This window comes from Pontibacter lucknowensis (assembly GCF_900156415.1).
Lineage (GTDB): Bacteria > Bacteroidota > Bacteroidia > Cytophagales > Hymenobacteraceae > Pontibacter > Pontibacter lucknowensis.
In genome coordinates, this window is sequence record NZ_FTNM01000006.1 from 217,251 (window position 1) to 231,360 (window position 14,110).

Below are 14,110 nucleotides of genomic sequence, written 5' to 3' on the forward strand. Positions count from 1 at the left end.
AGAAATCATGATCAACGATATCAGCATTGCCGGCCGTCTGATCGGCCCGAGTCATAAGCCTTTCATCATCGCAGAGATGTCTGGCAACCACAACCAGTCCCTGGAGCGGGCGCTGGCCATTGTAGACGCCGCCGCCAATGCGGGTGCGGATGCCATCAAGCTGCAAACCTACACCGCTGACACCATGACTTTGCCCGGCGCCCTGACCATTGAGGACGAGGGTTCGCTGTGGAAAGGCCGTGAGCTCTATGACCTCTACAAAGAGGCCTATACCCCCTGGGAGTGGCACCAGCCTATTTTCGAGCGGGCCAGGGAGCGCGGCATCATCGCCTTCTCCTCCCCTTTCGACGAATCGGCAGTGGATTTCCTGGAGAGCCTGGGAGCGCCTGCTTACAAAATTGCCTCTTTTGAGAACACCGACCACCCGCTGCTACGCAAAGTGGCGGCCACCGGCAAGCCCGTGATCATGAGCACCGGCGCTGCCACTGTGCAGGAAGTCGCCGAAGCCGTGCAGGTGCTGCGCGAAGAAGGCTGTCTGGAGCTGATCCTGCTCAAGTGCACCTCCACCTATCCAGCCACGCCTGAGAATACAAACCTGCGCACCATACCGCACCTGAGCGCCCTGTACGACGTGCAGGTCGGCCTCTCGGACCATACTATGGGCGTTGGCGCATCAGTAGCTGCTGTGGCTTTGGGTGCGACAGTCATCGAAAAGCATTTTACGCTCAGTCGCGCCGACGGTGGCGTGGACTCAGCTTTCTCGCTGGAGCCAGCTGAGTTACACTCGCTGGTGGTAGAGTCAGAAAGAGCCTGGCTGGCGCTGGGGCAGGTGCAGTACGGTGTGCAGCGGGCCGAAGAGAAGAGCCGGCTTTTCAAGCGCTCTGTCTATGCCGCGCAGGATATTAAGGCAGGCGAAGCGTTCACGAAAGAGAATATCCGGGTGATCCGTCCGGGCCTGGGGCTACCGCCGAAACACTATGACAACCTGCTGGGCAAAAATGCAGCTCAGGACATCAAAGCAGGTACACCGCTTAGTTGGGACATGGTATAACACATGAAAGACTGGTATACCCTGTACAGCAACATCCTATACCTGCACTTTTCCGAAGGCTTCTACAAACTGCCGGAAAGCGCCAAAAATGCAGCCTCCCCTGCCAACCCTTTCATGCGACTGCTGCGCATGGCCGGCTATACCCTGGTGCGGCTGTTTGGCAATCTGTTCCGGTCTGTGGAGCAGCCGGAGCAACTACAAGGAAAGGTATGGCTGTATGTGGTGAGTCAGAACAATTACGACAGTCTGCACTTTTTAGAGGCAGCTATACCTGATGCCGTAATGGTAGCGGGCCAGAGCAAAGCCATTGGCAGGTATAACCAACAGGTGGCGCGGCTCTCACTGCGCAAAAAACTGTTCTATTACTACAAGTTTCTGCCGCTGTTCTTTCAGTTTCTATCACATCGCAAGCACAGCACCCTCCGCTTCGTGGATCTGCTTTACGATGCCATCGGTTTCTATGAGGTATACCTGCAGAAGCTTCAGAAGTATCGACCGCAAGCCATCGTCTTTGCCAACGACCACAACGCCGATGCCCGTGCCATGCTGCTGGCAGCGAAGCAGTTAGGCATACCCACTGTTTATGTGCAGCACTCCAGTGTGAGCAACTTGTTCCCTCCGCTGTCATTTGATCTGAACCTGCTTGAGGGACAGGATTCGCTGGACAAGTACAGGCAGTGCGGACCGGTGCAGGGTCGGGTGGAGTTTATCGGTATGCCAAAAGCTGATAAGTTTGTGCCGCTTCGTAACAAGAGTCGGCAGGTGCAAACACTAGGTATAGCCTGCAACCTGATGGACCGGGTGGAGGAAGTGGAGCTGCTGGTGCGCCAGATTAGCCGTGACTTTCCGCAGCTCAGGATTCTGCTGCGCCCCCACCCCCGCGACAAACGCAGCTATACCTTTGTCACCGGCATCAGCCCAAACGTCAGCCTAACCAACGCGCGACAGCAGTCCGTGTTTGAATACCTGCGGGATCTGGAAATGCTGATCAGCGGTAACTCCGGCATTCACCTGGAGGCAGTGCTGCTGAATGTATGGTCGGTTTACTACAATTTCAACCCGACAGAGGAACTGCATGATTATTATGGCTTTGTGGCGCAGGGACTGATTGAGAAAGCTGCTTCCTACGATGCGCTCAAGCCAATGCTCGCACAAGGTATAGCACATAAACCGCAGGTTTACCAACGAGCTAGCTATTACCACGCGACTGTGGGAACGGAGTACGACGGCAGGAGCGGCGAACTGGCAGCTGACTTAATAAAAGCAATGTTGGCTACCACCAATCAATTATAAGAATCGGCTACCTTTGTGGCCTGAAAAAGAAACATGAGTAAACATCTCCAGCGAGAGGGTATTTGGAACACCGTGATCTCATATGCCGGCATCGCCATCGGCTATGTGAACACCATCTTGCTGTTCCCGAACTTTTTGGAGGAGGAAGAAGTCGGCCTTACGCGTCTGCTGATCCAGATCTCGGTGATGTTTGCGCAGTTCTCCGCACTCGGCTTCGTAAACATGAGTGTGCGCTACTTCCCATATTTCCGGGATAAGAGCAAAGAACACCACGGCTTCCTGTTTCTGATGCTGGCTATACCTGTGCTGGGCTTTGGCGCCATCTCCGTATTATTCCTGCTGTTCAAGCCGGTTGTGATCGACTATTACATCGAGAATTCTCCGCTCCTGCTCGATTACTATTACTTTGTGATCCCGCTGGCCTTTTTCACACTGCTTTTCAATCTGCTCACAGCTTACCTGCGCTCGCTGTTCAAGACCATCATTTCGTCATTCGCCCAGGACTTTCTGCTGCGCATCCTCACGACGGCACTGATTGGTCTTTATGCGCTTGGCTGGATCGAATTCAGGCAGTTCGTGCTGCTTTACATTGTCATCAATGCGGTGATCACGCTTTCGCTGGTAGTGTATGCGCTCTGGTTAAAGCAACTGTTCCTGAAGCCGCGCCTGGCAGCGCTCAGTATTGTACCCTTGCGTGAAATGCTGTACTTCGGTTTTTTCACCTTCCTGGGCAATATTTCTGTTACCATCATTACCACTGTCGATCAAATCATGATCAGCTCTTACAGCCTGGGCGACAACGGTATTTACACCACAGCTTTTTTCATCACCAGCGCCATCATGGTACCAGCCAGGTCTATTTTCAAGATCGCTTTTCCGCAAGTGGCCGAGTACTGGAAAGACAAGGACATGGCAGGTATGGAGCGGCTTTACAAGCAAATCACCCTGATCAACCTGATCGTTGGTTTGCTGCTCTTCATAGGCATCTGGGCCAACATTGACAACCTCTTCTCTTTTATGCCGGAAACCTACCGGGCAGGTAAGTATGTAGTATTGTTCCTGTCCATGGCTCGCATCATCGACCTGGCCACAGGTATAAACGGCATCATTCTGGCTACTTCCGAGAAGTACCGCTGGGATCTCCTTTTTAATGTGGTGCTGGCCGGCCTGACCATCTGGACGAACTATGTGTTCATTCCGCTCTATGGGATAAACGGTGCAGCAATGGCCTCCATGATCTCGTATGTGACGATCAACCTGCTGCGCCTGTTCTTTGTGCAGTGGCTCTACAAAATGCAACCTTTTGCCTGGAATTCGCTGGGTGTGACAGCCATTGCAGCCGTTGCGCTGGGAGTCTCCTACCTGGTGCCATACCTTGGCAACCTATACCTGGACATCCTGGTGCGCTCCCTGCTGATCACTGCTATTTACATGGGCCTGATGCTCAGCCTACGGGTATATCCGGACATGAACCAGTGGATGTTTGCCCAGTGGCGCAGACTTAAATAAGTAGAAGGGTTCATTAACTGAAAACTGTGACAGGTATAGAAAAAGGTACACCTGTGCGGGGAGCTTTCTGTAAAAACTCCACTATTATAAAACCAAAAAAATTAGATTTAGTACCCTGTTGTTAAATTAAAGGACTCCACTTTTGAATCGAGTACTTTGCCGTTTTCGCACTTGAGTACGCGGTGTGGGTAGCGGTTGATGATCTCGTAGTTGTGCGTAGCCATCAGGATGGCAGTACCGCTGTTATTGATCTCGTTAAAGAGCTGCATGATGCCATCGGCTACGATCGGGTCGAGATTACCAGTCGGTTCGTCGGCCAGCAGGATCACAGGCTCGTTTAGCAGGGCACGGGCCACGACAATGCGCTGCTGCTCACCACCGGACAGCTGGTGCGGCAGTTTGTTAGCGGCGGCATCCAGACCAACACGCATCAACACTTCTGTAATGCGCTGCTTGCGCTTCGACTTATCTTTCCAGCCAGTAGCTTTCAGTACAAAGGCCAGATTCTCAGCCACTGTACGATCGAAAAGTAACTGAAAGTCCTGAAACACGATACCGATCTTGCGACGCAGAAATGGTACTTGCTTACGCGGGAGCTTCGTGAGTTTAAAATCGGCGATGGTGCCTACGCCGGTCTGAAGCGGCAAATCACCGTAAAGAGTTTTGAGCAATGAGCTTTTTCCACTACCAGTGCGCCCCACCAGGTATACAAACTCGCCTTTGTCAATGTCGAAGTTGACACTGCTCAACACGGTGTTTACGTCCTGATAGATAGCCACGTCGCGTAGCGATACCACGGGTGTAGATGAAGAAAAGCTCATAAGAAAATTAAATGTCTAGTTGCTGCAGTTTACCAAACTCGAGGGACTCAATCAGCGCAGCCAAAGCCTCCTCTTTTCCCTCCAGGCCATAGCGGTCCAGGTTCTTGAGTGGCCGGTCTGCCCTAAAGTAAGCAATCAGCACGAAATTATCGTCGCGCAGCTGAATATAATCCGGAATTTTGGCCTTGCCCTTTACTTTGATGATGTACATCTTTTTTTAATGAATAATGAGTAGTGACTAATGAAGAATTGCCAGGTATAGAATGGATAATGATTAATGAAGTAAAATGTTTAAGTATTGCCCCTTATTCACTTTACCCCATTAATCATTACTCATTATTCATTAGTTATTACTTATTTCCTTTGGCGTGGTCAGCCAGGAATTTCTGCAGACCGATGTCAGTCAGTGGGTGATTCAGCAGGCCCGTGATCACAGAAAGCGGACAAGTTACCACATCAGCTCCAAGTTCAGCGCACTGCACCAGGTGCATCACGTGACGTACAGAAGCGGCTAGTACCTGCGTCTGGTAACCGTAGTTGCCATAAATATGCACGATCTGCTCGATCAGTTGCAAACCATCCGTTGACACGTCATCTAGACGACCTACGAAAGGAGACACATAAGTAGCACCTGCCTTGGCTGCCAGAATAGCCTGACCAGCAGAGAATACCAGTGTACAGTTGGTCTTGATGCCGCGCTCGCTGAAGTGACGGATCGCCTTCACACCTTCACGTGTCATCGGCACTTTCACTACAATGTTCGGGTGTAGTTCGGCCAGCAGTTCGCCTTCGCGTACCATGCCGTCGAAGTCCGTTGCGATCACTTCGGCGCTGATGTCACCATCCACGATTTCGCAAATCTGCTTGTAGTGCGCCATCACATTGTCGTGCCCGAAGATACCTTCTTTGGCCATCAGCGATGGGTTGGTGGTAACACCGTCGAGCACACCGAGGTCGTGCGCTTCCTGAATTTCCTGCAGGTTTGCAGTATCAACAAAGAATTTCATAATGCTGGGGATGTAGATTTTCCTACAAATCTAACGCAATATGCCCTAAGTCAAAAGACATTGTATAAAAGATGCGGGACAATTGAGGTATAAGCCCTCAAAGGCAGGTTAACCTATTGTATGGCAGGGTATAGGAAGGCGCAGCAGGAGCAGCTGGGCTTTAAATAAAAAGACCGGCAGGGAGCCGATCAGAAAAGTATGGGCAAAAAAAAGTGGCAAACCAACATCGCGCCGCTTCGACCATCTACCCTTGCTGCCTTCCGGCCCTGGGGGAGTTCGACGGGAGCTGGCCGTGCCGATTTGCCGTTACAAAAGTACGAAGATTATCCTGAAGTGCAAATTTATTCTTCGGAATTATGTTTGACAGACGTTATTGTGAACACATGTTTCTTACGGTCAGGGGATTTGATGCAGAAAAGAATTTTCTGATCATAGCTATACCTATAGTGTTGAAGTGAGTTCCTCCTTTCATCCATATCCACAAATTGTGCTTAAGTGTTCCAGAGGACTCACTATAACAGACACAAGCGGGGATGCTTGAACCATACTACAAGTCTCGCCGCCATTTCAGCCCCCCACTTTCAACACCCCTCAAAAACATATCTCCCCTATTTTTGGCAAAAAAGCCTAATACACCTTACCTTTGCGCATGCCAGAAAAAATACTGATTCTCGACTTCGGCTCCCAGTACACCCAATTGATTGCAAGACGGGTGCGCGAGCTAAATGTGTATTGTGAGATTTACCCTTACAATAATGTTCCGGAACTCACGGAAGATGTCAAAGGCGTTATTCTATCGGGCAGCCCCTGCTCGGTGCGCGACCACGAACACCCTACCATTGATCTAAGCCAGTTTATGGGCAAGCTCCCTTTGCTGGGCGTGTGCTACGGCGCACAGCTGATCGCCTACGAGCACCAGGGCGAAGTAACCCCATCTACCATTCGCGAATACGGTCGTGCCAGACTTACGGAGCTGCATACGGCAAACCGCCTGATGAAAGAACTTACCCCAGGTTCTGTGGTATGGATGTCGCATGGCGACACGATCAAAGAAATTCCAGACAATTTTGAAGTTATAGCCAGCACGGAAACGGTACGTGTAGCCGCGTACAAGCTGCGCGACCAGGAAACCTACGGTATTCAGTTCCACCCAGAGGTAACCCACTCCGACGAAGGCAAAACCCTGCTCCGCAATTTTGTGGTGCACATCTGCGATTGCCAGCAGGACTGGACCTCCGAGCAGTTCGTGGATGCCACGGTGGCTGATCTGAGAGAGCAGCTGGGCAATGACAAGGTGGTACTTGGCCTGTCTGGCGGTGTAGACTCCAGTGTGGCGGCCATGCTGATCCACCAGGCGATCGGTAAAAACCTGTACTGCATCTTCGTAGACAACGGATTGCTGCGCAAGGACGAGTTTGAGACTGTGCTTGATTCATATAAGCACATGGGTCTGAACGTGAAAGGCGTTGACGCCAAAGACCGCTTCTACGCAGCACTAGCCGGCATCTCCGACCCCGAAGGCAAGCGCAAGGCGATTGGCCGTGTGTTTATTGAGGTATTCGACGACGAAGCGCATCAGATTGAGGACGTGAAGTGGCTGGCACAAGGCACTATTTACCCGGACGTAATTGAGTCGCTGAGCGTGAAAGGTCCTTCGGCTACGATCAAATCGCACCACAACGTAGGCGGTCTGCCTGACTTCATGAAACTGAAAGTGGTAGAACCACTCAAAACACTTTTCAAAGATGAGGTGCGTTTGGTAGGTAAGACCCTTAAGATAGATGATGCTATCCTGGGTCGTCATCCTTTCCCTGGTCCTGGTCTGGCTATCCGTATTTTGGGTGACATCACACCGGAGAAGGTACACGTGCTGCAGCAGGTAGATCACATCTTCATCAGCAACCTGAAAAAGTCAGGTCTGTATGACGAGGTGTGGCAGGCAGGTGCTATCCTGACACCTTTGCAATCAGTAGGTGTAATGGGCGATGAGCGTACTTACGAAAATGTGGTGGCCCTTCGTGCTGTGACCTCGATCGACGGCATGACAGCAGACTGGAGCCGTTTACCGTATGAGTTCCTGGCCGATGTATCCAATGAGATCATCAACAAGGTAAAAGGCGTAAACCGCGTCGTATATGACATCAGCTCGAAACCACCGGCAACCATCGAGTGGGAGTAATATTATTGAGTGAATTAGTGAATGGGTGATTGAGTGAATTGGTGAAAACTTGGTTTAGCTTGGGTAAGGCTGCAGCTAAGAAATAGGTTAGTTCGGCCTTCGACTTTATTTTAATCACTCAATCACTAATTCAAAAATAGAACAACATGAAGAGAAGCTTATTGAAGCATGCAGCGGGTATGCTGCTAATGGCTGCGCTTGCGCTGCCGGTACAGGCCCAGCAGGATTATGGCACGACCTATAGCAATGGCAAGGTACTGATAGAGCAGGAGCGCTATGACAAGGCCATGGCCGAGTTACTACCTATCACGCAGGCTGGTCCCAAAAATCAATATGCTCCCGAAGCTTCTTACTTGTATGCCGTAGCGGCGCTCAAGGCAAACAAACTGCCTGAAGCGCGGCGTATGCTGCAACAGTTACAAGGCCAGCACCCCAATTGGCCCAATCAACCTGAAGCAAGCTATTTACTTGCTAATGTACTTTTTGAACAAGGCGAGTATGAGCAGGCATTGGCTGAACTAAGTAGCCTTCGTTCCGCTAAACTACAAGCCGATGCCGAAAATCTGAAGCGTCACTACCTGATGCGCATCACGGACCGCGGAATTTTCGAGCAGTTACTGCAGCGCTATCCGGAAGATAAAGCTGTCGCACAGACCTATGCTGACAAGTTGCTGGCAGGTTGGTATCGTCCTGAGGACAGAACCACGCTGGAAAGCATTGTATCGAAGCACCGCCTGGACCGCAACCGCTACCTGAGCGCCAATGCCATGCGCAAGCAGGCTTATAATGTAGCAGCCCTGATGCCGTTTCAGCTGGACCAGGACCTGGGGCAGGCAGCACGTAAGAATCAGTTTGCCACCGACCTTTTCGCAGGCATGAAGATGGCGCAGGACTCCCTCAAACGTCAGGGAATAAATATAAACCTCTATGCTTACGATGCAGGCACCGATACAACCGCTGTAAAGCGAATCCTGGAAACTTCGGAGCTCAAAAGCATGGATCTGGTTATCGGTCCTGTTTACAGGTCATCGGCCAAGATTGCAGCCCGTTTTGCCACTCAGAATAATGTGAATGTAATCAACCCGCTTACTCAGGACCTGGAAGTAGCTGCTGATAATGTCAATATTTTTCTATTTGAGTCTTCTGTAGCGACGCAGGCACGACAGGCTGCTACCTACGCTTACCACACTTTCGAGCCTAAAACGGCTGTCATCCTGTATGAAGACAACAAAGATGACATCGCGTTTAGCCAGCATTACCGCGAGCAGTTCCTGAAATTAGGGGGTAAAGTGGCAGCTTACAAAAAGATAAACTCTGCACAAAGCGCTGCCACCGCCGCTGTTTTCAAAGACCTGAAATTGGAGAATGTTGGCCATCTGGCAGTTTTCTCTGATCAGATGACGGCTGCGGCAAATACGGTTAGTACCTTACAGTCCAGAGCAGCCACGCTGCCACTCGTGACATTCGAAAAGTGGCTGGGTATAGGGCAGTTGACCCTGCGCCAGTTAGACGATCTGGAGATCTATTTTGTAAACCCGAAATACATCGATCAGATGAGTTCGGCAGCGCGTCACTTCCGTAAGAGGTATACGGCCAGGTATAACATGCCACCCTCACAGTATGCCTATGCCGGTTTTGAAATGATGTATTATTTTGGAACACTGCTCCAAAATTACGGTCCCCGCTTTAATCTGGCGCTTGGCTCAGAGGGACTCCGCCCGGGTGTTTTTTACAAAGGCATAGGCTACACCGATCGTGCAGCTCTCAATGAAGTGCGCCGTGACAACCAGTACATTCCGATTACCAAACTGGAAAACCTGCAACTAACTGTTGTAAACCCGATCTTTTAATGCTCCAGGCATTACACATCAGGGTATAGCACCCTGCCCATATCATTGCTTTTAAATTCAAAGAAATCAGAATTATGAAAATAGCACCAATCAGCGAAGAACTTTTCCAGCGTGCACAGCACTCCATACCAGGCGGGGTAAACTCTCCTGTACGAGCCTTCAGAGCCGTGGGCGGAAATCCACGTTTTATGGTATCAGCCAAAGGCCCTTATATGTTCGACGAGGACGGCAACCGCTACATAGAGCTTATTAACTCCTGGGGGCCTATGATCTTGGGTCATGCAGCGGAAATAGTGCAGGAGGCCGTGCAAAAGGCTATACCGAACTCGCTTTCTTTTGGAGCTCCAACCCGCAAAGAAATTGAGATTGCAGAGCTGATCGTGGACATGGTGCCTTCGATTGAGAAGGTGCGCATGGTGAACTCCGGTACCGAGGCGACTATGTCGGCAGTGCGGGTGGCCAGAGGCTATACCGGCCGCAACAAGATGATCAAATTTGAAGGCTGTTACCACGGCCACGGCGACTCTTTTCTGATCGCTGCCGGTAGTGGTGCTATTACACTCGGCGTGCCGGATAGCCCGGGCGTAACGCAGGGTGTAGCAGCTGATACGCTTACGGCCCCATTCAATGACCTGGAGGCTGTAAAAACACTAGTGGAAGCCAACAAAGACCAGGTAGCGGCTATCATTCTGGAGCCGGTTGCTGGTAACATGGGTCTCGTACTGCCGGAACAAGGCTTCCTGCAGGGGCTGCGTGACCTTTGCACCAAAGAAGGCATCGTATTGATCTTTGACGAAGTGATGACCGGTTTCCGTCTGGCACCGGGCGGTGCACAGCAGTTGTTCGGCGTAACGCCGGATATGACGACCCTGGGCAAGATCATAGGTGGCGGTATGCCAGTGGGTGCCTACGGCGGCAAGAAAGAGATCATGAACTTTGTAGCGCCAGCAGGACCGGTTTACCAGGCCGGCACGCTGTCCGGTAACCCGATTGCCATGTCAGCAGGTATGGCCATGCTGCAGTACCTGCAAGGACATCCAGAGGTATACACGAACCTGGAGCAGACGACTACCAAAATGATAAACGGCATGAAGCAGAACATGCAAGAACTGGGGATGAACTTCACCATCAACCATGTGGGCTCTATGTTCAGCATCTTCTTCACAGAGCAGCCTGTTACCGATTTCGAAAGTGCCAAGACATCTGACACCGCCATGTTCGGTCGCTATTTCAACAGCATGCTGCAGCGCGGCGTATACCTGGCTCCTTCCCAATACGAATCATTGTTCGTGTCTACAGCCATTACCGATGACTTGGTGCAGGAGTACCTGCAGGCAAACCGAGAAGCACTTCAGGAGGCAGTACAACAGTAAGCTATACCTTAGTGATTATAAAAGAGACGGCAGCTTACACCAAGGCTGCCGTTATTATTATAGGGAGGTACAGCCAGACCATCTTTTCCGGCGGGCATGCATTCTAACTCCAGCACCGTTATCCCCCTCCGGTTAGCTTTTCAACAATTTTGCAATTTAACCATTTAGCTAATTAACATTTCACAATCAACAATTCGCCCATTTTCCGTACTTTTACGGTCGTAACATTGCACCCCCATGATTCTTACAGATAAGCAGATTTTAGAAGAGGTTGAGAAAGGCACTATTTTAATTGAGCCGTTCAGGCGCTCCAGCCTTGGCACCAACTCTTACGATGTACACCTGGGCCGCTACCTGGCCACTTACCGCGACGAAGTACTCGACGCCCGTCAGCACAATCAGATTGATGTCTTTGAAATCCCGGAGGAAGGCTTTGTCCTGCAACCTAACACCTTATACCTGGGTGTGACGCTGGAGTACACCGAAACACATGCGCACGTACCTTTTCTGGAAGGTAAGTCAAGCGTAGGTCGTCTTGGCATCGACATCCACGCAACGGCCGGTAAAGGTGATGTAGGCTTCTGCAACACATGGACTTTGGAAATTTCTGTAACGCAGCAGGTACGTGTATACCATGGCATGCCGATTGGTCAGCTGATTTATTTTGAAGTAAAAGGCGGCATTGAAAACTATTACAACAGTAAAGACAATGCCAAGTATAACAACCGCACAACCAAGCCTGTCGAATCGATGATGTGGCGCAACGAATGGTAATTTCTACCTAAAAAACATTAAAAAAAGGTCAAATATTAGCTTATTTGGCCTTTTTTGGCATAATTCCTGCACTATATTACACGTATTCGACACTGAAAGGCAAGCAGGAAAATTTTTAAATGCCGGAATCATTTCACGGTGGCCTGCGTTTTAAAACTACAATGCCTCAGGAGAGAATGAAAAGCATTGAAAACACCAAAAACACTAAGATTATGAAAAAGCTACTGGTAATAACATTGATGGTATTCGGAACCGTATACGGCGCATTTGCTACAGGTAATAATGTAACAGTGATTGCTGAGAAGCGTGCCAACCACCTCACTGACCAGATGATTCGTGAGCTTCGTTTGAATAACTACCAGGCCAACAAGATTAGAGAGATCAACCTGGACGTAGCTGCCCAGATCACTGAGATCGAGCAGAAGCACGAAGGTAACGAGCAACTGATCACAGAGAAGTGCAAAGAAGTACTGGCCGTGCGTGACCTGGAGTTTGAAGACATCCTGAGCACCGTGCAGTATAACGATTACTTCGGTGACCGTAAAGTATATTCTAAAGTAGACCGTGAGTTTATGGCAAGCCTGAACGAACAAGGTTCTCAGAACCTGGCTACGAACGAAAAGGCCACTGAAAACACGACTGCCTCAAACGTAAACTAATTCGACATTTTAAATAAAAGCATAAAAGCCACCTCAAAGGGTGGCTTTCGTTGTTTATAGGACTAGTCTAGTTACTTTCCTTCTTGCGTTCCTCTTCTACGTGCTTCATCAAGTCTTCACAAAGAGCACGCATTTTATCAGCCATTACCTTATCGCTGGTGGCCGTAGCGATGCTCTGGGCCATAGCACCAATGGTGTCGATGTAGAAGTATTTCATTTCATCGATAGGCATGTCCTTGGTCCACAGGTCGATTTTCATGGTACCTGCTTCATCACGGTCCCATAGGGAAATATTGATGGCCTTCGCAAAATGGATTTTTTCGCCTGCATCGGTGGCTCTCCAGCTGATGGCTTCCGGTACACGCTGCTCGTCCAGCGCGATGCTAAAGTATATTTCTGACTTCTTCATTTTCGTTTCTGTTAAACTTTGTGCTATATATATCTCGTACTATGCTTGAATACTCAAACTAAGTACAAAGTTACGCGATGCGCTACGTAATAAAAACCTTCTTCTTTCTTTTTAGCCTGACCATCCTTTCGGGGTGTGCCAGCTTAACCTCCTCTACTAAAAAAACGAAACTCTACACAGTCGCTTTTTATAATACAGAGAAACTCTACGACACGAAGAATGACCCCAAAACAGATGATGACGGCTTCACCCCTGAAGGTATCATGCAGTGGGATGAGGACAGGTATAAGACCAAAATTCGCAATATTGCGAAAGTCATTGAGTCCATTGGCGGCAAAAACGGAGCTGACCTATTAGGTGTCAGCGAGGTGGAGAACCGGCAGGTGCTGGAGGACCTGGTCAGCTCCTCTCCTCTTCGCAAGCGCCGCTACAATATTATTCATTACGACTCTCCCGACCCTGAGGGGCTGGATGTGGCCCTGCTCTACAACCCCAGGGTTTTCAAACCAACGACCCATACAAACCTACCTATCAAGTTCTCCGAAAAGGGCTTTAGCTCACGGGGCATACTGCAGGTAAAAGGAACGCTGGCAGGCGAGCCTGTGACGATTTATGTAAATCACTGGCCGGAAGACCGTGGCAGCACGACGCTCGGTACTGCCCGCAGAAGAGAGGCAGCGGTAGAACTCAGACGGCAGCTGGATGCGCAGCAGAAAGCAGACAGGGATGCCAAAATAATCGTGCTGGGTGATTTTACTGATGAGCCGAAGTCCTCCAACATGGAAAAGGTACTGAGAGCGACAGGCCGCCCTGATCCGTCTTACAATGAAGAGCTGTTTAACACCTTTTATTTGTGGTACGTGCAGGGGCACGGCAGCTTCCATACCCGCAACGACAACAAAATGCGAGATCAGATCCTGGTGTCCAAGTCGCTCCTGAATACCAGAGGTGGTTTGCACTACGCGCACGGCTCTGCCTTCATCCACGATCCGGAGTTTGCCAAATTCACCTTCGGCAGGTATAAGGATACGCCTCGTCAGACCTGGTCCGGTACCCTTTACATCGGCGGGTACAGCGACCACTTCCCGGTATACATCAAACTGCAAAAGTAGGCTATACACTGAGATAGACGACACCCTAAAAACAAGAAAGGCGAACCATAACGGTCCGCCTTTCTGCATTAGG

The 14,110-nt window shown here is 50.2% G+C and carries 13 protein-coding genes and 1 other RNA gene; 9 read left to right on the top strand and 5 right to left on the bottom strand.

Annotated elements, in window-relative coordinates; translation table 11 throughout:
- Positions 1-7: 7 nt before the first annotated feature.
- Genes pseI through BW972_RS17705 form a run of 3 tightly spaced genes read left to right on the top strand, consistent with a single transcriptional unit; the run spans position 8 to position 3,853 of the window.
- Positions 8-1,051 carry a pseudaminic acid synthase gene (pseI, locus tag BW972_RS17695; RefSeq protein WP_076423108.1) on the top strand — a complete coding sequence of 348 codons (1,044 nt, stop codon included), beginning with the start codon at positions 8-10 and terminating at the stop codon, positions 1,049-1,051.
- Positions 1,052-1,054: 3 nt separating this feature from the next.
- A complete protein-coding gene (locus tag BW972_RS17700; protein ID WP_076423109.1) occupies positions 1,055-2,344 on the top strand; it encodes a glycosyltransferase family protein in 1,290 nt (429 codons plus the stop codon).
- A gap of 33 nt (positions 2,345-2,377) precedes the next feature.
- Positions 2,378-3,853 carry a lipopolysaccharide biosynthesis protein gene (locus BW972_RS17705; RefSeq protein ID WP_076423110.1) on the top strand — a complete coding sequence of 492 codons (1,476 nt, stop codon included), beginning with the start codon at positions 2,378-2,380 and terminating at the stop codon, positions 3,851-3,853.
- 107 nt (positions 3,854-3,960) lie between these two features.
- Here BW972_RS17705 and BW972_RS17710 read toward each other — a convergent pair whose 3' ends face one another.
- The 4 genes from BW972_RS17710 to ffs form a co-directional block, all read right to left on the bottom strand.
- On the bottom strand, positions 3,961-4,674 hold the full coding sequence (locus BW972_RS17710) for a cell division ATP-binding protein FtsE (protein ID WP_007654511.1): 714 nt from the start codon (positions 4,672-4,674) through the stop codon (positions 3,961-3,963).
- A 7-nt stretch (positions 4,675-4,681) separates the two neighbouring features.
- Positions 4,682-4,885 (bottom strand): hypothetical protein, encoded by a 204-nt coding sequence (locus BW972_RS17715; protein ID WP_007654512.1) that lies wholly within the window; start codon positions 4,883-4,885, stop codon positions 4,682-4,684.
- A 139-nt stretch (positions 4,886-5,024) separates the two neighbouring features.
- On the bottom strand, positions 5,025-5,681 hold the full coding sequence (gene fsa, locus BW972_RS17720) for a fructose-6-phosphate aldolase (protein WP_007654513.1): 657 nt from the start codon (positions 5,679-5,681) through the stop codon (positions 5,025-5,027).
- Positions 5,682-5,890: 209 nt separating this feature from the next.
- Positions 5,891-5,988, bottom strand: an RNA gene (ffs, locus tag BW972_RS17725) — signal recognition particle sRNA small type.
- A gap of 342 nt (positions 5,989-6,330) precedes the next feature.
- On the opposite strand from ffs, the gene guaA reads away from it, so the two are divergent.
- The 5 genes from guaA (at position 6,331) to BW972_RS17750 (ending at position 12,516) form a co-directional block, all read left to right on the top strand.
- Positions 6,331-7,860, top strand: a complete 1,530-nt coding sequence (guaA, locus tag BW972_RS17730) for a glutamine-hydrolyzing GMP synthase (RefSeq protein ID WP_076423111.1) — start codon at positions 6,331-6,333, stop codon at positions 7,858-7,860.
- Positions 7,861-8,006: 146 nt separating this feature from the next.
- Entirely contained in the window at positions 8,007-9,710 is a 1,704-nt protein-coding gene (locus BW972_RS17735) for an ABC transporter substrate-binding protein (RefSeq protein WP_234986436.1), read from the top strand.
- 74 nt (positions 9,711-9,784) lie between these two features.
- The gene (gene hemL, locus BW972_RS17740) at positions 9,785-11,083 is read left to right on the top strand and encodes a glutamate-1-semialdehyde 2,1-aminomutase (protein ID WP_076423113.1); all 1,299 of its coding nucleotides are present in this window, start codon (positions 9,785-9,787) and stop codon (positions 11,081-11,083) included.
- Between the two features lie 237 nt (positions 11,084-11,320).
- A complete protein-coding gene (dcd, locus tag BW972_RS17745; protein WP_007654526.1) occupies positions 11,321-11,857 on the top strand; it encodes a dCTP deaminase in 537 nt (178 codons plus the stop codon).
- Between the two features lie 212 nt (positions 11,858-12,069).
- Positions 12,070-12,516, top strand: coding sequence for a hypothetical protein (locus BW972_RS17750; RefSeq protein WP_234986437.1), 447 nt, complete (start codon positions 12,070-12,072; stop codon positions 12,514-12,516).
- Between the two features lie 67 nt (positions 12,517-12,583).
- Here the strand turns inward: BW972_RS17750 and gldC are convergent, their stop codons facing one another.
- The gene (gldC, locus tag BW972_RS17755) at positions 12,584-12,925 is read right to left on the bottom strand and encodes a gliding motility protein GldC (RefSeq protein ID WP_007654530.1); all 342 of its coding nucleotides are present in this window, start codon (positions 12,923-12,925) and stop codon (positions 12,584-12,586) included.
- 77 nt (positions 12,926-13,002) lie between these two features.
- Between gldC and BW972_RS17760 the strand changes: the two genes are divergently transcribed.
- Positions 13,003-14,037 (top strand): endonuclease/exonuclease/phosphatase family protein, encoded by a 1,035-nt coding sequence (locus tag BW972_RS17760; RefSeq protein WP_083674248.1) that lies wholly within the window; start codon positions 13,003-13,005, stop codon positions 14,035-14,037.
- The last annotated feature ends 73 nt before the right edge of the window (positions 14,038-14,110 follow it).

Bases quoted from the DNA above. Each gene is read 5' to 3' on its own strand.
- pseI (WP_076423108.1), top strand. From the start codon at position 8: ATGATCAACGATATCAGCATTGCCGGCCGTCTGATCGGCCCGAGTCAT.
- BW972_RS17700 (WP_076423109.1), top strand. From the start codon at position 1,055: ATGAAAGACTGGTATACCCTGTACAGCAACATCCTATACCTGCACTTT.
- BW972_RS17705 (WP_076423110.1), top strand. From the start codon at position 2,378: ATGAGTAAACATCTCCAGCGAGAGGGTATTTGGAACACCGTGATCTCA.
- BW972_RS17710 (WP_007654511.1), bottom strand. From the start codon at position 4,674: ATGAGCTTTTCTTCATCTACACCCGTGGTATCGCTACGCGACGTGGCT.
- BW972_RS17715 (WP_007654512.1), bottom strand. From the start codon at position 4,885: ATGTACATCATCAAAGTAAAGGGCAAGGCCAAAATTCCGGATTATATT.
- fsa (WP_007654513.1), bottom strand. From the start codon at position 5,681: ATGAAATTCTTTGTTGATACTGCAAACCTGCAGGAAATTCAGGAAGCG.
- guaA (WP_076423111.1), top strand. From the start codon at position 6,331: ATGCCAGAAAAAATACTGATTCTCGACTTCGGCTCCCAGTACACCCAA.
- BW972_RS17735 (WP_234986436.1), top strand. From the start codon at position 8,007: ATGAAGAGAAGCTTATTGAAGCATGCAGCGGGTATGCTGCTAATGGCT.
- hemL (WP_076423113.1), top strand. From the start codon at position 9,785: ATGAAAATAGCACCAATCAGCGAAGAACTTTTCCAGCGTGCACAGCAC.
- dcd (WP_007654526.1), top strand. From the start codon at position 11,321: ATGATTCTTACAGATAAGCAGATTTTAGAAGAGGTTGAGAAAGGCACT.
- BW972_RS17750 (WP_234986437.1), top strand. From the start codon at position 12,070: ATGAAAAAGCTACTGGTAATAACATTGATGGTATTCGGAACCGTATAC.
- gldC (WP_007654530.1), bottom strand. From the start codon at position 12,925: ATGAAGAAGTCAGAAATATACTTTAGCATCGCGCTGGACGAGCAGCGT.
- BW972_RS17760 (WP_083674248.1), top strand. From the start codon at position 13,003: ATGCGCTACGTAATAAAAACCTTCTTCTTTCTTTTTAGCCTGACCATC.